General features: G+C 68.3%; 25 protein-coding genes and 1 pseudogene. 13 read left to right on the top strand and 13 right to left on the bottom strand.

Translation table 11 applies throughout. The features are described from left to right. The first annotated feature begins 225 nt into the window (after positions 1-225). Entirely contained in the window at positions 226-624 is a 399-nt protein-coding gene (locus K2Y56_RS05900) for a helix-turn-helix domain-containing protein (RefSeq protein ID WP_292506056.1), read from the top strand. Positions 625-685: 61 nt separating this feature from the next. On the opposite strand, the gene glnT is transcribed toward K2Y56_RS05900, so the two are convergent. The 5 genes from glnT to K2Y56_RS05925 all read right to left on the bottom strand — a co-directional run bounded on the left by glnT (position 686) and on the right by K2Y56_RS05925 (position 6,019). Then, entirely contained in the window at positions 686-2,059 is a 1,374-nt protein-coding gene (gene glnT / locus K2Y56_RS05905) for a type III glutamate--ammonia ligase (protein WP_292506058.1), read from the bottom strand. A 4-nt stretch (positions 2,060-2,063) separates the two neighbouring features. Continuing rightward, complete coding sequence (locus K2Y56_RS05910) at positions 2,064-2,843, bottom strand: creatininase family protein (protein WP_292506060.1); 780 nt, start codon at positions 2,841-2,843, stop codon at positions 2,064-2,066. A gap of 118 nt (positions 2,844-2,961) precedes the next feature. Then, positions 2,962-3,882: an ABC transporter ATP-binding protein gene (locus K2Y56_RS05915; protein ID WP_292506062.1), complete on the bottom strand. Its 921-nt coding sequence runs from the start codon at positions 3,880-3,882 to the stop codon at positions 2,962-2,964. Next, the gene (locus K2Y56_RS05920) at positions 3,879-4,928 is read right to left on the bottom strand and encodes an ABC transporter permease (protein ID WP_292506064.1); all 1,050 of its coding nucleotides are present in this window, start codon (positions 4,926-4,928) and stop codon (positions 3,879-3,881) included. Before K2Y56_RS05920 ends, K2Y56_RS05915 begins: the two co-directional genes overlap by 4 nt. 95 nt (positions 4,929-5,023) lie before the next feature. Next, complete coding sequence (locus K2Y56_RS05925; protein WP_292506065.1) at positions 5,024-6,019, bottom strand: ABC transporter substrate-binding protein; 996 nt, start codon at positions 6,017-6,019, stop codon at positions 5,024-5,026. A gap of 108 nt (positions 6,020-6,127) precedes the next feature. Here K2Y56_RS05925 and nikR point away from each other — a divergent pair, with 108 nt between their 5' ends. After that, positions 6,128-6,616 carry a nickel-responsive transcriptional regulator NikR gene (gene nikR / locus K2Y56_RS05930; protein ID WP_292506067.1) on the top strand — a complete coding sequence of 163 codons (489 nt, stop codon included), beginning with the start codon at positions 6,128-6,130 and terminating at the stop codon, positions 6,614-6,616. Here the strand turns inward: nikR and ureG are convergent, their stop codons facing one another. The 7 genes from ureG to K2Y56_RS05965 are packed head-to-tail and all read right to left on the bottom strand — an operon-like array spanning position 6,617 to position 11,498. Continuing rightward, positions 6,617-7,231 carry an urease accessory protein UreG gene (gene ureG / locus K2Y56_RS05935; RefSeq protein ID WP_292506068.1) on the bottom strand — a complete coding sequence of 205 codons (615 nt, stop codon included), beginning with the start codon at positions 7,229-7,231 and terminating at the stop codon, positions 6,617-6,619. A 10-nt stretch (positions 7,232-7,241) separates the two neighbouring features. Further along, positions 7,242-7,922, bottom strand: coding sequence for an urease accessory UreF family protein (locus K2Y56_RS05940; RefSeq protein ID WP_292506070.1), 681 nt, complete (start codon positions 7,920-7,922; stop codon positions 7,242-7,244). Further along, positions 7,909-8,406 (bottom strand): urease accessory protein UreE, encoded by a 498-nt coding sequence (locus K2Y56_RS05945; RefSeq protein WP_292506072.1) that lies wholly within the window; start codon positions 8,404-8,406, stop codon positions 7,909-7,911. The genes K2Y56_RS05940 and K2Y56_RS05945 overlap by 14 nt, the downstream gene beginning before the upstream one ends. Positions 8,407-8,412: 6 nt before the next feature. Further along, positions 8,413-10,134, bottom strand: a complete 1,722-nt coding sequence (gene ureC, locus K2Y56_RS05950; RefSeq protein ID WP_292506074.1) for an urease subunit alpha — start codon at positions 10,132-10,134, stop codon at positions 8,413-8,415. An 18-nt stretch (positions 10,135-10,152) separates the two neighbouring features. Further along, on the bottom strand, positions 10,153-10,554 hold the full coding sequence (locus K2Y56_RS05955; RefSeq protein WP_292506076.1) for a PIN domain-containing protein: 402 nt from the start codon (positions 10,552-10,554) through the stop codon (positions 10,153-10,155). Continuing rightward, on the bottom strand, positions 10,551-10,823 hold the full coding sequence (locus K2Y56_RS05960; protein ID WP_292506078.1) for an AbrB/MazE/SpoVT family DNA-binding domain-containing protein: 273 nt from the start codon (positions 10,821-10,823) through the stop codon (positions 10,551-10,553). Before K2Y56_RS05960 ends, K2Y56_RS05955 begins: the two co-directional genes overlap by 4 nt. Positions 10,824-10,877: 54 nt before the next feature. Then, positions 10,878-11,498, bottom strand: a complete 621-nt coding sequence (locus K2Y56_RS05965; RefSeq protein ID WP_292506080.1) for an urease subunit gamma — start codon at positions 11,496-11,498, stop codon at positions 10,878-10,880. A gap of 223 nt (positions 11,499-11,721) precedes the next feature. Here K2Y56_RS05965 and puuE point away from each other — a divergent pair. The 11 genes and pseudogenes from puuE to K2Y56_RS06020 form a co-directional block, all read left to right on the top strand. Continuing rightward, positions 11,722-12,612: pseudogene (puuE, locus tag K2Y56_RS05970) on the top strand (allantoinase PuuE); the annotation flags it as partial. Between the two features lie 201 nt (positions 12,613-12,813). Continuing rightward, positions 12,814-13,914 (top strand): pyrimidine utilization protein A, encoded by a 1,101-nt coding sequence (gene rutA, locus K2Y56_RS05975; protein WP_292506082.1) that lies wholly within the window; start codon positions 12,814-12,816, stop codon positions 13,912-13,914. Beyond that, a complete protein-coding gene (gene rutB, locus K2Y56_RS05980) occupies positions 13,914-14,645 on the top strand; it encodes a pyrimidine utilization protein B (RefSeq protein ID WP_292506084.1) in 732 nt (243 codons plus the stop codon). The genes rutA and rutB overlap by 1 nt, the downstream gene beginning before the upstream one ends. 152 nt (positions 14,646-14,797) lie before the next feature. Continuing rightward, entirely contained in the window at positions 14,798-15,187 is a 390-nt protein-coding gene (gene rutC, locus K2Y56_RS05985) for a pyrimidine utilization protein C (protein WP_292506085.1), read from the top strand. Between the two features lies 1 nt (position 15,188). After that, positions 15,189-15,968 carry a pyrimidine utilization protein D gene (gene rutD, locus K2Y56_RS05990; RefSeq protein WP_292506086.1) on the top strand — a complete coding sequence of 260 codons (780 nt, stop codon included), beginning with the start codon at positions 15,189-15,191 and terminating at the stop codon, positions 15,966-15,968. Between the two features lie 20 nt (positions 15,969-15,988). Further along, the gene (locus K2Y56_RS05995) at positions 15,989-16,525 is read left to right on the top strand and encodes a flavin reductase (protein ID WP_292506087.1); all 537 of its coding nucleotides are present in this window, start codon (positions 15,989-15,991) and stop codon (positions 16,523-16,525) included. A 318-nt stretch (positions 16,526-16,843) separates the two neighbouring features. After that, on the top strand, positions 16,844-18,130 hold the full coding sequence (gene serS / locus K2Y56_RS06000; protein ID WP_292506089.1) for a serine--tRNA ligase: 1,287 nt from the start codon (positions 16,844-16,846) through the stop codon (positions 18,128-18,130). Beyond that, positions 18,130-18,894 (top strand): 5'/3'-nucleotidase SurE, encoded by a 765-nt coding sequence (gene surE, locus K2Y56_RS06005; RefSeq protein ID WP_292506091.1) that lies wholly within the window; start codon positions 18,130-18,132, stop codon positions 18,892-18,894. Before serS ends, surE begins: the two co-directional genes overlap by 1 nt. A 70-nt stretch (positions 18,895-18,964) precedes the next feature. After that, entirely contained in the window at positions 18,965-19,561 is a 597-nt protein-coding gene (locus K2Y56_RS06010) for a protein-L-isoaspartate O-methyltransferase (RefSeq protein WP_292506331.1), read from the top strand. Positions 19,562-19,666: 105 nt separating this feature from the next. Then, on the top strand, positions 19,667-20,188 hold the full coding sequence (locus tag K2Y56_RS06015; protein ID WP_292506094.1) for a phosphate-starvation-inducible PsiE family protein: 522 nt from the start codon (positions 19,667-19,669) through the stop codon (positions 20,186-20,188). Between the two features lie 96 nt (positions 20,189-20,284). Then, positions 20,285-21,619, top strand: a complete 1,335-nt coding sequence (locus K2Y56_RS06020) for a M23 family metallopeptidase (RefSeq protein ID WP_292506095.1) — start codon at positions 20,285-20,287, stop codon at positions 21,617-21,619. Positions 21,620-21,687: 68 nt separating this feature from the next. Here the strand turns inward: K2Y56_RS06020 and K2Y56_RS06025 are convergent, their stop codons facing one another. After that, positions 21,688-23,322, bottom strand: a complete 1,635-nt coding sequence (locus K2Y56_RS06025) for a histidine ammonia-lyase (protein WP_292506098.1) — start codon at positions 23,320-23,322, stop codon at positions 21,688-21,690. Positions 23,323-23,334: the final 12 nt, after the last annotated feature.

Here is a 23,334-nt window from a genome sequence, read left to right on the forward strand (position 1 = left end):
ATGTTGAGCCCTGGAGAGGCCGGGTCGTCCCGGCGGGGCAGGAAAGGTGTCGAGAGTCGGCAGAGATCTCTCGCGTCGCGTCCGGATTTCGCCGATGGTCGGCGCATGAAGGCGATCGTCTATACTGCTTCCGCCTTGAAGGTGCTGGCGAAGCTGCCGAAATCCGTGAGGCTCGACATCGTGGCGAAGCTCGAACGGTATGGGGAGACCTAAGAGGAGGCGCCCGTGAACGCACCGACCCAGCCGCCACAGATCATCCGCACCGAGGCCGGCGACGAACTCGTTGTGCTCACGCGCCGCGCCTACGATGTTCTCCTCGCGCGGGCGGGCGACGACGATGCGGAGGACCGGATGGCGGCCCGCATGACGCAGCAGCATCTGGCCGATGCCGGCAACCGAGGTCACGCCATTCCTCATTGGTTCGCCAAGCTCGTGGCGGAGCACGGCAGCAGCATCGTTTCCGCGAGAAAGCATGCTGGACTGTCGCGAGCCGCCCTGGCGCGGACCATCGACATGACCGAGGCCGATCTTCGGCGCATCGAACGGGACGAGGCCGAGCCCACGGACGGGCAACGCAGCAGCATCGCTTCCGCGACCGGCCTGGACGCGAGCTGGTTGGTCTGACCCGCGGCCACAGCAATCGATTGATTGGACATGCATCGGCTCAGCTCTCCGGGCGCCTCTTTCAAAACATGTGGCTGTACCGCTCCACCTCCCATGCGCTCACGGTGAGGTGGTACTCCTCCCACTCGGCGCGCTTGTAGCGGATGAACTCGTCGCGCAGCGCCTTTCCGAGCGTCGCCTCGACGAGGGGATCGGCCGCGAAGGCGTCGACCGCCTCGGCGAGGGTCTGAGGCAGGAAGTCGATGCCGCGCTCCCGGCGCTGTGCATCCGACAGGTCGTAGAGGTTGTCCTCGTTGGGCGCGCCAGGATCGATGCGCTCGCGCACGCCCTCCAACCCCGCCGCCAGGACGAGGGCGGCAGCGAGGTAGGGGTTGACCGCGCCGTCGGCGTTGCGGCTCTCGCAGCGCCCGCCGCCGGCCGGGACCCGCACCGAGTTGGTGCGATTGTTTGAACCGTACGAGTTGAACACCGGCGCCCAGGAGAAGCCCGCCATCGCGCCCTGGCGCACGAGGCGCTTGTAGCTGTTCACGGTGGGGGCGAAGGCAGCGCAGAGGGCGCGGCCGTGGCGGAGCACGCCGCCGATGAAGTGATAGCCGGTCTCGGTCAGCCCCAGCCCGCGCGGGTCGTCAGCCGGCGAGCGGGCAAAGGCGTTCTTTCCCGTCTCCTTGTCGAACAGCGACATGTTGAAATGGGCGCCGTTGCCGGTGCGGTCGGCGAAGGGTTTGGGCATCATCGTGGCGATCAGCCCTTCCTCCTTGGCGTAGTGCTTCGCCATCATCCGGAAGAAGGTGAGCCGGTCGCACATGGTCAGCGCGTCGGCATAGTTGAAATCGAACTCGAACTGGCCGCAGGCATCCTCGTGGTCGAAGGAGTAGAGGTCCCAGCCGAGGTCGTTGATCGTGGTCGCAACCTTGTCGAGCCATGAGAAATTGTCGACGAACCCGCGCACGTCGTAGCAGGGCTTCAGGAGCTTATCGTCGGCGACCGGCGTGTGCAGGGAGCCGTCGGCCGCCTGTTTCAGCAGGAAGATCTCGCACTCGATGCCGAGATTGAAACCGAAGCCCATCGTCTCGGCCTGTTTCAGGACGTTCTTCAACGCGATGCGGGTCGAGAGCGGATAGGGCTGGCCCTGGAAAGTCAGGTCGGCCGGCGCCCAGGCCAGCTTCTTTTCCCAGGGCAGCTGGATCAGCTGCGAGAAGTCGGGGACCGAGGCGAGCTCGTCCTCGTTCGGGGCCTGGCCGAGCCCGTCGAGGGCGTAGCCGGTATAGCGCTCGGAGCCCACCGCCATCTGGGGCAGGTGGCCGATCGGCACCACCTTGGCCTTCTGGGCGCCGTGGATGTCGACATAAGCGCCGATGACGTATTTCACGCCCTTGGCGCGGAGGTCCTCCTGCAGGGCCAGGATGGTCGGATCGGTGGTCTCGCTATGAGCCATCGGCTCAACTCCTCTGTGTCGGGGCGTGGTAGGAATGGGGCAGGGGCGGGGTCTCGGTCAGGCCGCGCAACACGAGGGCGGAGAGGTCCTCGACCATCCAGGCGAATAGGCGCTCGCCCTCCTCGGCGCTCGCTTGCGAGGGGCGGCCGGTGACGCCGTTCAGGCTGGTGCGGTTGACCGGATGAGCGAAGACGAGGCCGTCCGTCCGGTCGGGATCGTCGGATTCCGTGATCCGCTCGGGCCGCACGAGGTCCGGCGCCAGTGCCAGCATCAGCGAGGTCTCGGCAGCGTTGGCGTGCCAATCCTCGGCGTCGGCGAAGTGAGCGGCGCGGACGCGTTCGCTGATCGTCACCGAGTTCACCAGCGCCACCATGAGATCGTCATGGGCAGCCCTCAGCATTTCGAGGGCGCAGCGCAGGGGCGCGGCGTTGGTGACGTGGGCGTTCACGAGGAACAGGCGGCGCACGCCGGAATGGTAGGCGCTCGTGCCGATCTGGACGACGACCTGGCTCATCACCAGGGGATCGAGCGAGATGGTGCCGGGCCAGCGCCGGCTGTGGCCGAGCGAGCAGCCGTACGGGAGGGTCGGCAGCACCGGCACGCGGGTGCGGGCCGAGACGGCATGAGCCAGCCTCTCGGCCAGCACGAAATCCATGCCGGTGCCGAGATGGGGCCCGTGCTGCTCGGTGGCGCCGACGGGCAGGATCACGGCCTGGGCGGCTTGGCCGAGATCGCCGGGGATCTCTTCCCAGGTGCGGTCGGACCAGGGGAGGGGAACACTCATGGCCGGCCGCTACCGTCTTGGGTCAAGGCACCATCCCCTCTCCCCGGCAGGGGGGAGACGCGACCCTCTCCCTGCAAGCGGGGCGAGGGGATGCGCGCCTTCGTTACTGCAGCGGCCATCACTCGACCTCGTCGCCAGCCGGCGCCATGCGGGTCACGAGGCTCGGCGTGACCGGGTCGTCCTCGCTCTCCTCCTTCGGCGGGTGGATCAGCGCGTCGAGGCGGGCGCGGGTGGCGCGGAACTCGGGACCGAGCATCTGGTCGTGGCTGCGCGGCCGCGGCACCGGCACCTCGATCAACTCGGCGACCTCGCCGGGATGGGCCTTCAGCACCAGGATGCGGTCGGCGAGGTAGACCGCCTCGTCGAGGTCATGGGTGATGAAGACGATGGTGATGTCGATCTTCTTCCAGATCTCGATGAGGTAGGCCTGCATCCGGGCGCGGGACTGGGTGTCGAGGGCCGAGAACGGCTCGTCCATCAGGAGGATGCGGGGCCGCGTGGCGAGCGCGCGGGCGATCGCCACGCGCTGCTTCATGCCGCCCGAGAGCTGGTGCGGGTAGGAGCCGGCGAAGGATTCGAGGCCGATCAGCGCCAGCCATTGCCGCGCCTCGCGCTCCGCCTCGCGCCGCGGGGTGCCGTTCTCCTCGAGCCCGAAGGCGACGTTGCGCAGCACGCTGAGCCAGGGGAACAGGGTGTAGCCCTGGAACACCATGCCCCGATCCGCCCCCGGCCCGGAGACCGGCACCCCGCCGACGCGGACGATTCCGGAACTCGCGGTCTCGAGCCCGGCGAGGATGCGCACGAAGGTGGACTTGCCGCAGCCCGACGGCCCGACGACGCAGAGAAACTCGCGCCGGTGGGTGTCGAGGTCGATCCCCTTCAGCGCCACGACCTCGCGCCCGTCGGGCGCGCGGAACACCTTGCCCAATCCCTCGACGCTGAGCGCGACCTCGCGGCTCCTGAGCTTGGCAAAGCGCGCGCGGACCGGCTCGCACTGGGTGCGGTAATCGAACTCAGGAGAGAGCACGCCGACGCTCATCTCTCGCTCCTGTCATAGGGGAACAGCCGCCGTCCGAGCATCGCCAGGGCGATGTCCGTGAGGGAGCCGACGAGGCCGATGATGAGGATCGCGGCGTAGACGTTCTCGAAATGCTGGTAGCGGGCCTGCTGCGTGATGAAGAAGGTGATGCCCGACGAGGTGCCGATGAGCTCGGCGACGATCAGGTAGGTCCAGGCCCAGCCGAGCAGGATGCGCTGGTCGCGGTAGAGCTGGGGCAGCATCGCCGGCACGATCACCCGGCGGATCAGGCGCAGGTTACGGGCGCCCAGCGTCAGCGCCGCCTCGATCAGCAGCGGGTCGATGCGCCGCGTGGTGTTGGCGATGACGAGAACCTGCTGGAAGAAGGTGCCGATCACGATGATGGCGATCTTGGGCCCGTCATAGATCCCGAGGATCGCCACCATCAGCGCCCCGAAGGCGGGCGCCGGCATGTAGCGGACGAACTCGATCACCGGCTCGGTGATGCGGGCGAGCGTCGGCTGCGCGCCGCACAGGATGCCGAGCGGCACGCCGACGATGGAGGAGATCAGGAACCCCCAGAAGATGATCTGGATCGAGTGCCACAGGCTCAAGGGGAGGCGGATCGCGTCGCGCTGGGTCGGCTGCGCGGTCAGCGAGGTCCAGAACGCGGCCGCGACCTCGTGCGGGGCCGGCAGGTAGACGGGGTTGGCGGCCCTTCCCACGGGCGGCGCGGACTTGGCAGCCTCGGCCGAGGCGACCTCCTCGGCGAAGGCGGCCTTGGGCAGGCGCATCCCCGGCTGCATCCAGGCGACGTCGCCCGGATCGCTGACCTCGACGAGGGGATGCCAGAGGAACGGCAGGTAGGATACCGCCGACCAGGCGAGGATCGGCAGGAGGAAGGAGAGAACGGTGAGGGTGATGCGCCGACGCGGCGACAGGGGTTTCGCGACGCCGATCCAGGAGCGGCGGCGTGCTTTCGCCGGAGCCGCCAATCCTCCCCCCTCTGCGGGGGAGGGTGCCTTGCTGAGCGAGGCGGGAGAGGGGATCGCGACCTCTCCGGACAAGGCGGCGATCCCCTCATCCGACCCGCTCCGCGGGCTGCCTTCTCCCGCAGAGGGGAGAAGGTGCGCGCGCGCAGCGCTATGGGCTGGATCGGCCGTCATTTCCCGTCGGTCAGGCCGGGATCGATGTAGCTCTTCAGGTCCTGCGCGGTCTTGTAGACCTCGTACTTGACGTTGAAGGCGTCGGCGTAGCGGCTCGACCCGTAGAGCGAGCCGAAGCCGTCGGCATCCTTCATCACCTTGCGGCCCTCCGCGAGGGTGAGGAGCTTGGTGCCCTTGAGGAAGCGGGTGAAGGTCGGCGCGTCGATGCCGACCTTGGCCGCCATGATCGCGACCGCGTCGGGTTGCGTCCTGGGATCCTCGATATAGGCGACGACCTTGTCCCAGACCCCGACGAACTTGATCCATTCGGCCCGGCGCGCGGCGAGGCTCGCCGGGGAGACGGTGACGACGTCGTAGATCAGGCCGGGCACGTCGGCGGAGGTGTAGAGCGGCTTGGCACCGGCCGCCCCCTTCATCGCCTGGCCGGCGATGGGTTGCCAGGCGCCGATGGCCGAGACGTCGCCGCTTGCCAGAACCTGCGGCGTCTCGTTGGTCTTGGCGTTGACCAGGGTGACGTCCGTCTCCTTGAGGCCGAGCTTGGTCAGGCCGTGGATCAGGAGCAGGTGCTCGACGAGGCCGACTTCGAGGCCGACCTTCTTGCCCTTGAGGTCGGCGAGCGCCTTCACCCCGGGCTTGCCGACGATCATGTCGTTGCCGTTGGAATAATCGGTGAGCATGATCATGACGTTCTTGGCGCCATTGCCGCCCATCACCAGGGCATCGCCGTTGGTGCAGGTGACCGCGTCGAGCTTGCCCGCCGAGAAGGCATCCATCGAGGCCGAGTAGTCGAACCACTCGAACTTCGCCTCGACGCCGGCCTCCTTGAGCCAGCCTTTCTCGATGGCGACCTGCCAGGCGACCCAGCCGGGCCAGTCGCTGTAGCCGATGCGCAGGGGCTCGGCGGCCTGGACGGCGGGGGAGGCGGCGAGGCCGAGGGCGAGCAGCCCGGCGGCGGCTCCCTGACGGAGGGCGGCGATCATGGACAGGCGCATCTGCAATCTCCGAGACGCGTAGTACGATCGGTAGAAATCGTAATACCGGCGGGCTTTCAGGCATACAAGAGGCATGCCACACTGCCTTCGGATCGAGGGGAGCGGGCGATGACAAAGGCTGCGGATACGGTGCCGGCGGAGGGCGGGAGCGAGCGACGTCGGCCGGTCAGCCGCATCAGCCTCTCGTTGTCCGAGGATCTGCTCTGCGAACTCGATACCATGGTCGGAGAGCGCGGCTTCGCCAGCCGTTCGCAGGCCGTGGCAACGGTCCTTCACCGCTCGCTCGTCGAGCATCGCCACGAAGTCGGCGACCGGGTGATGGTCGGCACCATCACGCTGTTCTACGACCACCTCGCCAACGGCCTGCAGCAGCGCCTCGCCGATCTGCAGCGCCGCTACATCGCCGAGGTGATCTCATCCCTCCACGTCCACCTGATGCACAATCAGACCCTGGAGGTGGTGCTGGTGCAGGGACCGGCGACGACCCTTCAGACGATCGCCGATGCGATGATTACCGAGCGCGGGGTGATCTCGGGACGGCTCGAAGTCGTGGCGGCGCTGATCCCGCAGATCCACCCGTTCCGGCCGGACGCCTGATCAGCGCAGGCCGCCCGCCTGACTCACGAATTGGGCGATCTCGTCGGCACCCTTGCCCTCTCGCAGGGAGGCGAAGACGTAGGGGCGCGGCCCACGCATTCTCTTGGTGTCGGATTCCATGATCCCGAGATCGGCCCCCACCAGCGGCGCGAGATCAGTCTTGTTGACGATGAGGAGGTCCGAGCGGGTGATGCCGGGCCCGCCCTTGCGCGGGATCTTCTCTCCGCCAGCCACGTCGATGACGTAGAGGGTGATGTCGGCAAGCTCCGGCGAGAAGGTGGCGGCCAAGTTGTCGCCGCCCGACTCGATCAGGATGAGGTCGAGCTTCGGGAATCTGCGCCGCATCTCGGCAACGGCGGCGAGGTTGATCGAGGCGTCCTCGCGGATCGCCGTATGCGGGCAGCCGCCGGTCTCGACGCCCATGATCCGCTCCTCGGGCAAGGCGCCTGCCACGGTGAGGATGCGGGCATCCTCCTTGGTGTAGATGTCGTTGGTGATGGCGCAGATGTCGTGGGTCTCGCGGAACCTTTTGCAGAGCTGCTCCATCAGCGCGGTCTTGCCCGAGCCGACGGGGCCGCCGATGCCGACGCGCAAGGGACCGTTGGGAGACGTCATCGAAGGAACCTCACGAGCGGAAGATGCGCGAATACTGGGTCTCGTGGCGGGCAGAGCCGAGATCGAGCTTCAAGGTGGCGCTGCCGATCTCGTCGAGGCCGAGGGCCGGCACCGTTTCGGCCAGAGCCGTGACCCGCGGCGCCAGAGCTGCGATCACCCGCGTGCCGACACTTTGGCCGATCGGGGCGACCCGCAAAGCCGCCGAGACGAGGTTCTGGACGAAGGCGAGGCCGAACCCGGACAGCATTGGCACCAGCGCCATGCCGTGTGCGCCCGCCGAGACACCGACGGCGACCGGATAGGCGACCTCGCCGTCCAGCATCTCGCTCAAGCTCGCCAAGGCCGGCACAGGCCAGGCGACGCGGGTGGCGTCGAGGAAGCTGCGGCCCTGCTGACTGGTCTCGAGGTGGAGCTCGCGCGAGGGAGCCAGCGCCAGGGCGAGATCGTTGATGGCGACGAGGGCCGGACCGTCGCTCGCCGCGGCGGCGCAGTGCGCATGGGCGGCGAGGATGAGGTCGTTGCGGGCTGAGCCGCACTCCAGCACGTCGCCGAGCCAATCGGTCAGAGTGGCTTCGTCGGAGACGCTGCCGGTCTCCACGGCCCATTCGAGGCCGTGCGAATAGGCATAGGCCCCGATCGGATAGGTCGGCGACAGCCACGCCATGAGGCGCAAAGCCTCAATCATGGGCATGCGAATGAGCGTGGTCGTGAGAATGGCCGTGATGGTGGTGGCCGGCCGCCTCGCCCGCATAGGCGCCGCCTTCGGGACGGAACGGACGCTCCACCGGCTCGGCGGTGCCGCCCAGGCCCCGAACCATCTCGGCCAGCACATGGTCGAAGCCGATATAGACGGCATGCTCGTCGATCTCCGCCGCGATGTGGCGGTTGCCGATATGCCAGATCAGCCGCTTGAGGGCGTGGTCGCTCGATGCACGGATCTCCAGCAGCCGCTCGGGAGCGGCCTCGACCCAGACGAGGCGGCCATCCTCCAGCACGAGGGCATCGCCGTCGTCGAGGACGGTCGACTCTGAGAGGTCGAGGAGAAAGGCGAGACCGCCCGCACCCCGCATCGCCACGCGCCGGCGATGCCGGTCGCCGTGATCGAGGACGACGCGGTCGACGATCTCGCCGGCTTGGAGAGCGTCGCGGCGGATAAGGCGTGTGGCGCGGATCATGGGGGGTCAGAACAGGAAATACCGCTGCGCCATCGGCAGCACCTCGGCGGGCTCGCAGACGAGCAATTCGCCGTCGGCGCGCACGTCGTAGGTCTCGGCGTCGATCTCGATGTCGGGGGTCGCGTCGTTGAGGATCATGCTCTTCTTCGAGATGCCGCCGCGCACGTTCTCCACCGCGACGAGCCGCTTCTGAACGCCGAGACGCTCGCCCAAGCCGTCCTCGATGGCGGCCTTCGAGACGAAAGTCAGCGCGGTGGCGAAGGGCACGCGCCCGTGCGCCCCGAACATCGGACGGTAATGCACCGGTTGGGGCGTCGGTATCGAGGCGTTGGGGTCGCCCATCGGCGCGGTGGCGATCATGCCGCCCTTGATGACGAGATCGGGCTTCACCCCAAAGAAGGCCGGCGTCCACAGGACGAGGTCGGCGAGCTTGCCGGGCTCGACCGAGCCGACATGGGCCGAGACGCCGTGCGCGATGGCCGGGTTGATCGTGTATTTCGCGACGTACCGCCGGGCGCGCAGGTTGTCGTTGCCGGAGGCGTCGCCGGGCAGGCTCCCGCGCTGGCGCTTCATCTTGTCGGCGGTCTGCCAGGTGCGGATCACGACCTCGCCGACCCGGCCCATGGCCTGGCTGTCCGACGACATCATCGAGAGCGCGCCGATATCGTGCAGGATGTCCTCGGCCGCGATGGTCTCCTTGCGGATGCGGCTCTCGGCGAAGGCGAGGTCTTCCGGGATCGACGGGTCGAGGTGGTGGCAGACCATGAGCATGTCGAGATGCTCGTCGATGGTGTTCCGCGTGTAGGGCCGCGTCGGGTTGGTGGAGGAGGGCAGCACGTTCGCGAGCCCCGCCACCTTCATGATGTCGGGCGCGTGGCCGCCGCCCGCCCCTTCCGTGTGGAAGGCATGGATGGTGCGCCCGGCGAAGGCCTTGATCGTGTCCTCGACGAAGCCGGATTCGTTGAGGGTGTCGGAGTGGATCATCACCTGAACGTCGTAGAGGTCGGCCACCGTGAGGCAGGTATCGATCGCCTGCGGGGTGGTGCCCCAATCCTCGTGGAGCTTGAGTGCGCAGGCCCCGGCGCGGACCATCTCGACGAGGCTTTCCGGCCGCGAGGCGTTGCCCTTGCCGGCGAAGGCGAGGTTCATCGGGAAGCTGTCCGCCGCCTCGATCATCCGGGCGAGGTGCCACGGTCCCGGAGTACAGGTGGTGGCGAAGGTGCCGTGGGCCGGGCCGGTGCCGCCGCCCAGCATCGTGGTGACGCCGGAGCAGAGCGCCTCCTCGATCTGCTGCGGGCAGATATAGTGGATGTGGCTGTCGAAGCCGCCGGCCGTGAGGATCTTGCCCTCGCCCGCGATGACTTCCGTGCCCGGCCCGACGACGATGTCGACACCGGGCTGGATGTCCGGGTTGCCGGCCTTGCCGAGCTTGAAGATCCGGCCTCGCACGATCCCGACATCGCATTTCACGATGCCCCAATGGTCGAGGACCACCGCGTTGGTGATCACGGTATCGACGGCCCCATCCTGGTTGGTGACCTGGGACTGCCCCATCCCGTCCCGGATGACCTTGCCGCCACCGAACTTCACCTCCTCGCCGTAGATGGTGTGATCGCGCTCGACCTCGATCACCAGGGAGGTGTCGGCGAGGCGGATCTTGTCGCCGGTGGTGGGGCCGAACATGTCGGCATAGGCGGCGCGCGGGAGGGAGGCGGGGGAACTTGCCATGGCGTTCATCAACTCCGTTCAGAGTTCCAGTCGCGTGAAGCCGGGCTCGATCGCCGCATCCAGGTCGAACGTCACGGTCGTTGACGCGCCAGCCTGCCGGTTGAGATGGCAGATCAGGTAATCCGGGAAATCGGCATTGCCTCGACGCCAGCCCTCGATCGCGCCGGTGATAGCGGTTTCATCGGTGAAGGTGATCCGCCGCGAGCCGACGAGGGTGTCGAGCAGGGCAAGGATATCAGATTTTCCGAACCTCTCGCGCCGCGCCAGCGTCCAGACGAACTCGATCAGAGCGACCGGATTGACCAGGGCCGGCTCGTTCAGGCGTGCATCGTCAGTGAGGAAGGCGGTCGCCGCGGGCGATTGCGCGGCGTCGTCCTCCAGAGTGTGACGCAGAAGAATGTTCGTATCGACCCCGATCATCGCGAGGACTTCGCCCGCTCATCCTCGGCGATGAGATGGTCGCCGATCGGGTCAGGGCTCTGGTCGCGGGTTACCCCGGCCGCGCGGGCGCGCCGTGCGATCGCCTGCATCTCGCGAAGATCGTCCTTGTCCTTCGATAGAATCGCGCGGCCCTCGTCGTCCATGAGGAGGGAAAGCCGGTCACCCGGTTTTGCGCCGATCGATCGGCGAAATTCGGCCGGCAACGTCACCTGACCTTTCGAAGTCACCGTCATCGCGAACCGCTGCACGTCGAACTCCTTACGTTTTGGCTTTCGCCTTTCTCTATCACAAAGCGTAAGGAGCTATAACTTTCCCATCACGTCACCGCGGAACCCATAGACCTCCCGCTTACCCCCGAGCGGCACCAGCGCAACCTCCCGCGTCGCGCCGGGCTCGAACCGCACCGCGGTGCCAGGAGCTATGTCGAGGCGCCGGCCGCGGGCCTTGTCGCGCTCGAAGCGCAAGCCGGGATTGACCTCGAAGAAATGGTAGTGCGAGCCGACCTGGATCGGCCGGTCGCCGGTATTGGCCACCGAGATCACGGTGCGCTCGGCGCCGTCGTTGAAGACGATGTCGCCGGGCAGCGTCGTCACCGCGCCGGGCACATCGGCAGAGGCCGCGCCGCGGATCGGGTGGTGGACGGTGACGAGCTTGGTTCCGTCGGGGAAGGTCGCCTCGACCTGGATGTCGTGGATCATCTCGGGGATGCCCTCCATCACCTGGTCGGCGGTGAGGACATGGGCGCCGGCCTGCATCAGCTCGGAGACCGAGCGGCCGTCTCGCGCGCCTTCCACCACAGCATCCGTGATGAGCGCGATCGCCTCCGGGTAGTTCAGCTTGACGCCGCGGGCGAGCCGGTTGCGGGCGACCTGGGCGGCCATGGCGACGAGGAGCTTGTCCTTTTCGCGCGGTGTCAGGAGCACGGGAAACCTCGGGTTGGTCGGTCAAGTCGGGCTGCTGAGGCAAGGAGCATGCACGGCAGCGCCGCGGACCCTGCCAGAAACCCGCCAGCGACGCATCCTGCGAGTCGACGCGGCGCTACAAGGGTCCAAGCCTTGCGGCAGCAGCTCCGTTTGACAGAACGCCGGCACAGCCCGACAGCCCCAACATGCCCAAGCATCGTATCCGCGACCCGAGACCGATCCAGTGACCTATCCCCGCGATCTCGTCGGCTACGGCCGAAACACGCCGCACCCGCATTGGCCGAACGGCGCCCGGATCGCGGTGCAGATCGTGCTCAATTACGAGGAGGGCGGCGAGAACTGCATCCTGCACGGGGATTCCGCCTCCGAGGCCTTCCTCTCCGAGTTGATCGGCGCGCAGCCCTGGCCGGGCCTGCGCCACATGAGCATGGAATCTAATTTCGAGTACGGCTCGCGCGCTGGGTTCTGGCGGTTGTGGCGGCTGTTTCGATCCCGGGGCGTGCCCGTGACCGTGTTCGGCGTCGCCACGGCGCTCGCCCGCAACCCGGAGGCGGTGGCGGCCATGCGCGAGGCGGAGTGGGAGATCGCCTGCCATGGGCTGAAATGGATCGACTACGCCCGCTTCTCCCGGGAGGACGAGGCCGCCCACATGGCCGAGGCGATCCGCATCCACACCGAGGTGACGGGCGAGCGTCCGCTCGGCTGGTACACCGGCCGCTCCTCGGTCCACACCCTCGACCTCGCGATCGCGGCGGGCATGACCTACCTCGCCGATTCCTACGCCGACGACCTGCCGTACTGGATCGAGGAGCCGAGCGGCCGCGGCCTCGTCGTGCCCTACACGCTCGACGCCAACGACATGCGTTGCGTGGCGGCGCAGGGCTTCAACACCGGCGACCACTTTGCCACCTACCTCTGCGATACCTTCGATGCGCTCAATGCCGAGGGCGAGACCGCCCCGAAGATGATGTCGGTGGGGCTGCATTGCCGTCTCATCGGCCGGCCGGGGCGCATCGGGGCGCTGATCCGCTTCCTCGACCACATAGCCGCGCATGATCGGGTCTGGGTCGCACGCCGGATCGACATCGCCCGCCACTGGGCCGCGCATCATCCGCCGGAGTGAGAAGGCCCGGGTCGGACAGCGTGCCGGATCCCGCATCCGTTTTGAGCAGCGGCCGCCCGTCACGCGGGCAAACCGAAGGGACTTTGTGCAACCGGCCGAAAACCGCTCCGGAGTAGTTTGACCATTTGGTCCAACTCGATATCGTCAGCCTGTCGCCACGGCCCGATCGATTCTTCGAGTAGCGAGGTTGCCATGAATGTCGGCGTCTTCATCCCGATCGGGAACAACGGCTGGCTGCTGTCCGAGAACGCGCCGCAATACAAACCGAGCTTCGAGCTGAACAAGCAGGTGGTGCTGCGGGCCGAGCATTACGGGCTCGATTTCGCGCTCTCGATGATCAAGCTTCGGGGCTTTGGCGGAAAGACCGAGTTCTGGGACCACAACCTCGAATCCTTCACCCTGATGGCGGGCCTCGCGGCGGTCACGAGCCGGATCAAGCTCTTCGCGACGGCAGCGACCCTGTGCATGCCGCCGGCGATCACGGCCCGGATGGCCTCGACCATCGACTCGATCTCGAACGGCCGTTTCGGCCTCAATCTCGTCACCGGCTGGCAGCGGCCCGAATACTCGCAGATGGGCCTGTGGCCCGGCGACGAGTATTTTTCGCGGCGCTACGAGTATCTCTCGGAATACGCTCAGGTGCTGCGCGACCTGTGGGAGACCGGGTCCTGCGACCTCAAGGGCGAGTTCTTCCAGATGGACGATTGCCGCCTCTCGCCGCGGCCCCAGGCCGACATGAAGATCATCTGCGCGGGGCAGTCCTCGGCGGGAATGAGCTTCACGGCCAAATACGCCGATTACAATTTCTGCTTCGGCAAGGGCGTCAACACGCCCAAAGCCTTCGCCCCGACGGTCGAGCGGCTGGAGGTCGCCAAGCAAGAGACCGGGCGGGACGTCTCCTCCTACGTGCTGTTCATGATCATCGGTGACGAGACCGAGGAGGCCGCCCGCGCCACCTGGGAGCATTACAAGGCCGGGGCCGACCAGGAGGCGATCGCCTGGCTCGGGGTGCAAGGGGCGGCCGACACCAAGTCCGGCGCCGACACCAATGTCCGCCAGATGGTCGATCCGACCTCCGCGGTGAACATCAACATGGGCACGCTGGTCGGCTCCTACGCGCAGGTGGCGGAGATGCTCGACGATGTGGCGACGGTGCCGGGCACCGAGGGCGTGCTCCTGGTGTTCGACGACTTCCTCAAGGGGATCGAGGATTTCGGCACCCGCATCCAGCCGCTGATGCAGTCGCGCCAGCACCTGTCGCAGGATGCTGGCGCGATGGCGAAGGTGGCGTGATGCCGGCCGGCTATCACGATCCGCAAGGCCGCCACGGCGCCATCACCCTGCCGGCGCGGCCGGAGCCGATCGCGTTCGACGCTGCCGCCACGGCGCTCATCGTCGTCGACATGCAGAACGCCTACGCGACGAAGGGCGGCTATCTCGATCTCGCCGGGTTCGACGTCTCGGCGACGGGGCCGGTGATCGACAGGATCGCGCAGGCCGTGGCGGCGGCGCGCGCCGCCGGCATCCCGGTGGTCTGGTTCCAGAACGGCTGGGACCCGGATTACGTCGAGGCCGGCGGACCGGGCTCGCCGAACTGGCACAAGTCGAACGCGCTCAAGACCATGCGCAGCCGCCCCGGCATGAACGAGCGCCTGCTCGCCAAGGGCACCTGGGACTACGCCCTGGTCGATGCGCTCAATCCCGAACCCGGCGACATCGTGCTCCCCAAGCCCCGCTACAGCGGCTTCTACAACACGGCGCTCGACAGCATGCTGCGGGCGCGCGGCATCCGCACCCTCGTCTTCACCGGCATCGCCACCAATGTCTGCGTGGAATCGACCCTGCGCGACGGCTTCTTCCTCGAATATTTCGGCATCGTGCTGGCCGACGCCACCCACCAGGCCGGGCCGGAGAGCCTGCAGGCGGGGGCGCTCGCCAATATCGAGACCTTCTTCGGCTGGGTCTCGGACGTGGCGGCGTTCGAGAGGGCGGTTGGCGGGTCGGAAGCGATGGCGGCCGAGTAGAGATCGTCGTCCAGTGCCCCCCGCGTCATCCCGGGGCGCCCCCGGATCCGGCCTTTGGCCGGTCCAAGGACAGGCTCCGGCGAGCCCGGGATGACGGGGAGGGAACTTTTCCAGGCAAACTCAGAACGACCCAAGGCTGAAGGAGCCGTCCCATGCCCAAGACCGTCATCATCCCGCCGGGCACCGGCAAGCCGCTCGCGCCCTACGTTCCCGGAACGCTGGCCGACGGCGTGCTCTACGTCTCGGGCACGCTGCCGCTCGATGCCGACGCCAACGTCGTCCATGTCGGCGATGCCTCGGCGCAGACCAGGCACGTTCTGGAGACCATCAAGGGCGTGGTCGAGGCCGCCGGCGGGACCATGGACGACGTCACCTTCAACCACATCTTCCTGAAGGACTGGGCCGATTACGGCGCCATGAACGCGGTCTATGCGAGCTACTTTCCCGGCGACAAGCCGGCCCGCTACTGCATCCAATGCGGCCTCGTGAAGCCCGACGCCCTCGTGGAGATCGCCTCCGTCGCCCATATCGGCCGGGCCTGAGGTGGCGCCGATCCATCACGAGGTCCACGGCTCGGGCGAGCGGACCGTGCTGCTCTCGCCCGGTCTCGGCGGATCGGCGGGGTACTTCGCACCGCAGATCCCGGCCCTGGCGGAGCTGTTCCGGGTGGTCGCCTACGACCATCGCGGGACCGGCCGCTCGCCGGATGAGCTGGAGCCGGGGCACAACATCGCCGCCATGGCCCGCGATGCGCTCGCCGTTCTCGACGCCCTCGATATCGCCGCTTGCGACGTCGTCGGCCATGCGCTCGGCGGGTTGATCGGTCTGGAGATGGCGCTTATCGCGCCCGAGCGCGTCGGCCGCCTCGTGATCGTCAACGGCTGGGCGAAGACCGATCCCGCGACGAAGCGCTGTTTCGCCGCCAGAAAAAGCCTCCTCACCCATGTCGGGCCGGAGGCCTACGTGAAGGCGCAGGCGATCTTCCTCTATCCCGCACCCTGGCTCTCCGAGAACGCCGAGCGCGTCGCGGCAGACGAGGCCCATGCGCTGGCGCATTTCCCCGGAGCCGCCAACGTGCTCGCCCGCATCGCCGCGATCGAGGCCTTCGATGCGTCGGAGAGGCTGGGAGACGTCGAGGCCGAGACCTATGTGATGGCGGCGCAGGACGACGTGCTGGTGCCCTGGACCGCATCGCGGCATCTGGCCGAAACCCTGCCGCGTGCCCATCTCGACCTCGCGCCCGATGGCGGACACGCCCATAGCGTGACCCGGACGGACGCCTTCAACGCCGCCCTGCTGGCCTTCCTGGCGCGGCACCCATGACCATAGCGACCAAGGCCGCCATGACAGATCATCGTCCCCTGGAGGCCGGCCTCTTCCGCGACGCGATGGCGCTGATGGCGAGCGCCGTCCACCTCGTCACCACGGACGGCCCCGGCGGCCGGGCCGGCTTCACCGCGACGGCCGTGTGCAGCGTCAGCGATGCGCCGCCGACCCTGCTGGTCTGCCTCAACCGCGGCTCCTCGGCCTACGAATCCTTCAGCCGCAACGACGCCCTCTGCGTCAACACGCTGACCGCCGAACAATCGGCCGTGGCGGGTGCCTTCGGCGGCAAGACGCCGATGGACGAGCGCTTCGCCTCCGCCACCTGGGGCAGCCTTGCCACCGGCGCGCCGGTCTTGGAGGGGGCGCTCGTCGCCTTCGATTGCCGCATCGTCGAGCGCACCGCCATGGGCAGCCACGATGTGCTGTTCTGCGCGGTCGAGGCCCTGGCCGAGCCGGCGGAAGGGGAGGGGCTGGTCTACGCGGCGCGGCGCTATCATGCGGTGCCGCGGACACAGCAGGAATCCGAGACGCCGCCGCTGCGCCGGCTGGCGTGAGAGCGCGGGAATCACCCGTGCGCCTCTGCCTGAGCGCGACATTCGTGCGACCCCCCTCTCCCCGCACGCGGGGAGAGGGCCGCGACGACCCTGTCGTCGGCGCGGCGAGGCGGCAGCCGACGGTGAGGGGGCGACTCCGCGGGAGCCACTTCCGGAAACGCCCCCTCACCCTCGCTCCGCTCGTCGCAGGCACGGCGAGGTGCCTGCGACCCTCTCCCCGCAGGCGGGGAGAGGGGAGACCCCAAGCGGCGCGCTCGCCCTTGTCGCGCCCGCACCGATGCGGCAAAGCGTCGGCGTCCCACGCGAGCCGAGCCGCCCATGCACGATATCCGCGCCATCCGCGAGAACCCGGACGCCTTCGACCTCGCCCTGAAGCGGCGGGGGCTCGAGCCCCTCGCGGCCGAACTGATCGGCCTCGACGATGCGCGCAAATCCGCGGTCTCGGCGGCTCAGGCGAACCAGGAGCGGCGCAACGCCCTCTCGAAGGAGGTCGGCGCGGCCAAGAAGGCCAAGGACGAGGCGCGGGCGGCCGAGCTGATGGCCGAGGTGGCGCGGCTCAAGGACGAGGCGCCGGCCCTGGAGGCGTCTCAAGCAGAGGCCGGGAAGGTGCTCGACGAGCGCCTCGCCGCGATCCCGAACAGCCCGAATCCTGAGGTGCCGGAGGGCGCCGACGAGCACGGCAACGTCGAGTATCGGCGCTTCGAGGCGAAGCGTCCGCAACTCGCGACCGGCCAGCAGCATTTCGAGCTCGGCGAGGCCTCGGGCCTGATGGATTTCGAGGCGGCCTCGCGGATGTCGGGTGCGCGCTTCGTGGTGCTGAAAGGCCAGCTCGCCCGGCTGGAGCGGGCGCTCGGCCAGTTCATGCTCGACCTGCATACGGGCGAGCACGGCTACACCGAGGTGGCGCCCCCGATCCTCGTCCGGGACGAGGCGATGTTCGGCACGGCGCAGTTGCCGAAGTTTCGGGATGACCAGTTTCGCGCAGGCGATGATTTCTGGCTCATCCCCACAGCCGAAGTGCCCCTGACCAACCTTGTCCGCGAATCGATCCTCGCGGAAGACGAACTCCCCCTCCGGTTCACCGCCCTCACCCCCTGCTTCCGCGCCGAGGCCGGCTCGGCGGGGCGCGACACCCGCGGGATGCTGCGCCAGCATCAGTTCAACAAGGTCGAACTCGTCTCGATCACGACGCCCGACCAATCGGCGAGCGAGCACGAGCGCATGCTCGGCTCGGCGGAGGCGGTGCTGAAGAAGCTCGACCTGCCGTTTCGCGTCATGACGTTGTGTACCGGCGACATGGGCTTTGCGAGCCAGAAGACCTACGACATCGAGGTCTGGATGCCGGGGCAGGGGACGTTCCGCGAGATCTCGTCCTGCTCGGTCTGCGGCGAGTTCCAGGCGCGGCGGATGAACGCGCGCTACCGGCCGAAGGAGGGCAAGGGCGCCTCGTTCGTCCACACCCTCAATGGCTCGGGCGTCGCCGTGGGCCGCGCGCTCATCGCCGTGATGGAGAATTACCAGAACCCGGATGGCAGCGTCACGGTGCCGTCGGTGCTCAAGCCCTATATGGGCGGCATCGAGCGAATCGAAGGACCCAAGAGCTGATGCGCGTTCTGGTCACCAACGACGACGGTATCCACGCCCCCGGCCTGGAGACCCTGGAGGGCATCGCCCGGAGCCTGTCCGACGACGTCTGGGTGGTGGCGCCCGAGAGCGACCAGTCCGGCGTCTCGCACTCGCTCTCGCTCAACGATCCCCTGCGCCTGCGCCAGATCTCCGAGAAACGCTTCGCCGTGAAGGGCACGCCCTCCGATTGCGTGATCATGGGGGTGCGCCACATCCTCAAGGACCATGGGCCGGACCTCGTCCTGTCAGGGGTCAACCGCGGCCAGAACGTCGCCGAGGACGTGACCTATTCGGGCACCATCGCGGCGGCGATGGAGGGTACCATCCTCAACGTGCGCTCCATCGCCATGAGCCAGGCCTACGGCGCAGGAGGACGCGGGGCGATCAAATGGGACTGCGCCGCCGCCCATGGGCCGGGCGTGGTCAAGAAGATCCTGGAGACCGGAATCGAGCCCGGCATCGTCATCAACGTCAACTTCCCCGATTGCGAGCCCGAGGAGGTCGTCGGGACGGCGATCGCCGCGCAGGGCCAGCGCAACCAGGCGTTGCTCGCCATCGACGCGCGTCAGGACGGGCGCGGCAACCCGTATTTCTGGCTCGCCTTCGCCAAGGCGCGATTCGAGCCGGGTCACGGCACCGACCTCAAGGCCATCGCCGAGAACCGCATCTCGGTGACGCCGCTTCGCCTCGACCTCACCGACGAGCCGACGCTGACCCGCTTCGCCCTCGCCTTCGAGGACTAGCCTGAGCGCCTCTTACGACCCTGGCGACGACGAGGCGGGCGCCGTCGAGGACGCCGCCTTCGTGCTCGCCATGCGCGGGCGCGGAGTGCGCGACACCGCGATCCTGAGTGCGATGGAGCGGGTGCCGCGCGAGCGTTTCGCACCCGCCCACCTGCGCCGTCACGCCCGGCGCGACATCGCCCTGCCGCTGCCTTGCGGCCAGACCATGACGGCGCCGACAACCATCGCGGCGATGCTGGCGGCCCTCGCCCTGCGGCCCGGCCAGCGGGTGTTCGAGATCGGCACCGGGTCGGGCTACGTCACCGCGCTCCTCGCCAGCCTCGGGGCCGCCGAGATCCGCAGCGTCGAGCGCTACGCGACCCTCGTCGAGGATGCGCAAGATCGGCTTGCCGCCGGGGGCTGCGGGGCGGAGGTGTCGATCGGCGACGGCCTCGCCGAGGTGGCGGGACGCTACGACCGCATTCTCGTCAACGGGACGCTCACGGGGCTGCCCCCGAGACTTTCCGAGGCCCTGATGCCCGGAGGGCGCCTCGTCGGCGTGGTCGGGCGTCCCGAGACGGGCCGCCTCGTCACCGTCGAGCGCGGACCCGACGGCGCCCTCGCGCATCGCCTCGGCCCGAAGCTGAGGCTGGCGCCCATGACGCCGGGGCGAGCGGCGGTCCTGTAGCCAGGCGCGGTCGATCGATCGAGATCCAACCTTTGCGGGAAACCGGGTGCCGAATCGCGGCACGGCGTGTACGGTAAAGCTTTACGGTCCAGGAGGCCGGTCGGGATGGCGCAGGACGAGGACCCGCCGGGGCGCGTGACGCAGGTCTCGACCCGCCTGTTCGCCCATACCGAGCACCTGATCTATGCGGCCCTCGGCCTGCTTCTCGCCCTGACGGCGATCCTGGCGCTCGTGAACGCCACCGGCCTCGTCGTCGACGCGGTGCTGCATCTCGGCGGGGCGGCCAAGCTACTCGAGATCGTCGACAGGCTGCTGTTCGTGCTGATGGTCGTCGAGATCCTGCACACGGTCCGGGTCTCGATGCGCTCGGGCAAGCTCACCGGCGAGCCCTTCCTGATCGTCGGGCTGATCGCCTCGATCCGGCGGGTGCTGGTGATCACCCTGCAATCCTCCGAGGTCATGCACGGCGCGATGACGCCTGAGCGCGAGGCGATGTTTCGTGCCGCGATGATCGAACTCGGTGTGCTGGCGGTGCTGATCCTGACCATGGTCGTGTCGATCTACATCCTCCATCGCTCGCGCGCGGAGGCAGGTCAGGCGGGTGAACAAGACCGCACGCACGGTTGATTGCGGGACAGGAAAGACGATGAACAGGAACGGTTGCTTAACCTGAATCCCGTTTGAATGACGTCATCAAGTTGCGTCAGGCTAACGGGTGCGTCGATGCGGGTTCGCGGGACTGGTCGAGGGTTGAAGACGCTGTCGCGCTTCGCACTCATCGGAATAATCGGTGGCGGTGCGGCCGCCTGTTCTTCGGACGCGTCCCGCCTCGGGGACCCGTTCTCGAACCCGTTCTCGGCGAGCGAGCCGGCCGCCACTGGCAGCCTGCCCGAGGAAGGGCGCGCGGCGCCCCTGCGCACCGGCCGGGTCGATTCCACCGACCTCGGCACTCCCTCCGCCCGGATGTCGCCGCGCCCTAGTCCCATGGCAACGGCGCCGGCCGCAGCCCAGACGACGCGCCTCGCTTCCACCGAGCCCTCGGGTCAGTTCTCCGGGGGTGCCGTCTCCGGCCTGAACCCCGATGCCGGCCGCGCCGCGACCCGCGCCGCGCCGCCGATGACGCTGACTCCCAAGGCGGTCGACAAGGCCGCCGAGAAGCGCGCCGCCGAGGCCGCCCGCAAGGCCGCCGAAGCCGAGAAGATCGCCGAAGCGAGAAAGGTCGTGGAGGCCAACAAGCTCGCCGAGGAAAAGAAGATCGCCGAGTCGCGTCGGATCCTCGCCGAGCGCAAGGCCGCCGAAGCCAAGGCCGCCGAAGCCAAGGTCGCCGAGGCCAAGGCCGCCGACGCGAAGAAAAACGTCCGCCCGGGCCAGACCGTCGCGAAGGCCGAGACGAAGGCCGTCCGCAAGATCGAGATCAAGGCCGAGGCGAAGCCGGAGCCCAAAGCCGATCCGGCGAAGGCCAAGGCCGAAGCCGCCAAGGACGCAGCCAAGGACGCAGCCAAGAAGGCTGCCGAGGCCGAGGCCAAGCTCGCCAAGGCCGAAGCGGCCAAGAAAGCCGCCGAGACGAAGGCTGCCGAGGCGAAGGCTGCCGCCGACGCCAAGGCCGCACCGGTGAAGGTCGCGTCCGCCGCTCCTGCCGCCGAGAAGGCCGAGCCTGCCTCGACCGCCTCCATCGCTCCGGCCGCGCCCGACCAGTCGTTCCGCTGGCCGGCCAAGGGCCGCGTCATCGCCGGCTACGGCTCGTCTGGTAACGAGGGCATCAACATCGCGGTGCCCGAGGGTACGCCGGTCAAGGCCGCCGAGGACGGCACCGTCGCCTATGCGGGCTCGGACGTGAAGGGTTACGGCAAGCTCGTCCTGGTGCGCCACACCAACGGCTACGTCTCGGCCTACGCCCATAACGGCGAGCTCGACGTGCGCCCCGGCGAGAAGGTCAAGCGCGGCCAGACCATCGCGAAGTCCGGCGCCACCGGCAACGTGACCTCGCCACAGCTCCACTTCGAGATCCGCAAGGGTGCGACCCCCGTCGATCCGATGCCGCACCTCGCCAGCAACTGATTGTTTGCAGCATCAGTCCCGAAGAACGGCGGCCCCCAAAGGGCCGCCGTTCTCGTTTGTTCAGGCACCTATTCCAGCTCGCCGACAGTCGCCTCGACCGCCTTGACGATGGCACCCGAGCGCAGCAGCGCCAGGGCGTCCACCATCTCGGTATGATACCAGCGGTCGCCGTCGAGGGCGGGCGGGATGACGGCACGGATCGCGTCGAGGGCCGCCTGCGTCCCCTTTCCGATCGGATGGTCCTTGGCGAGGTCGGCGACCAGGGTCAGGGCCTGTGCCGCCATCAGCATCTCCCCGGCAACGATCTGCTCGACATTCTCGACGATGGTACGGGCTTTCCGGCCGCACCAGGTCGAGTTCGAGACATGGTCCTCGGCGTTGGACTTGCCGGGGATCGAATCGACCGAGCCGGGGCTCGACAGGCTCCGGCTCTCCATGACGAGGGCCGAGAGCGTGCATTGCACGGTGGCGAACCCGGTATTCAGCCCCTTCTTGCCGGCGAGGAGGTTGCGCGGCAGGCCGTAGCTCAGGGTCGGGTCGATGAGCCGGAACAGGCGCCGTTCGCTGATCGAGCCGAGATCGGTGATCGCGATCGAGAGCAGGTCCATCGCCTGCGCCACGTATTGCCCGTGGAAATGGCCGCCGGAAATGCAGGCATAGCCGCCCTCCTCGTCGTCGAAAATGAGCGGGTTGTCGGTGGCCGAGTTGATCTCGGTGCCGATGATGCCGCCGATATAGGCCAGGGCCTCGCGAACCGGGCCGTGGACCTGCGGCGCGCAGCGCAAGCTGTAGACGTCCTGGACCCGCGGCGGCGGCGCGACGCCCGGAGCCCGGGCTTCGTCGGGAAAGATCGTGTGGCGCGCCGCTTCGGTGCAGCGGCGCGATCCTTCGAGGAGGCGTAACGTGTTGCGGGCCGTAGCCGCCTGCCCCTTGTGAGGTCGGGCCGCGTGCAGGCGCGGATCGAACGCGGCCGTCTCGCAGCGCATGCATTCGAGGGAGAGCGAGAGGGCGATGTCGGCGTGCTTGAGGAGGGCTTTGGCATCCTCCAGCGCCAACACGCCGAGGGCCAGCGAGGTGGTGGAGCCGTTGATCAGGGCCGAGGCGTCCTTGGCCTCCAGCGGGAAATCGGGCTCGAGGCCGGCCAGCGCCAGGGCCTCGCGGGCGGGCATGCGCCTGCCCTCGTAGATCATCTCGGCCTCGGCAAAACCGCAGATCGCGCCGGCGAGATGGGCGAGGGGCGCGAGATCCCCGGAGGCGCCCACCGACCCCTTCTGCGGGATCACCGGGACCAGTCCGGCATTCAGGCACGCGAGGAGCCGGTCCACCACCACCACCCGCGGCCCGGAATAGTTCGACGCGAAGGCGTTGGCGCGCAGGAGCATCATGGCGCGCACCACCTCCGGGTCGAAGGGCTCGCCGACGCCGGTGGCATGCGCGTAGACCGTGCGGCGCTGGTATTCCTGCATGTCGGACATGCGGACGCGCTGGTCCTTGAACAGGCCTACGCCGGTGTTGAAGGAGTACATGAGCGGCGCGTCGTCGGTCATGAAGTTCGCGTCGATATAGGTCCGCGCCGCCTCCAGCCGCTCGCGCGCGCCGCTCTCCAGGGCGACGGCGGCGCGGGCGCCGCTCCCGTCGGGCCGGGCCACCGCCATGACGTCGGCACTCCTGAAGGTCCGGCCATCGATGGTGAGCGTCGTCATGGTGCGTCTCCG

The sequence above is a fragment of the Methylobacterium sp. genome, assembly GCF_019745455.1.
GTDB lineage: Bacteria > Pseudomonadota > Alphaproteobacteria > Rhizobiales > Beijerinckiaceae > Methylobacterium.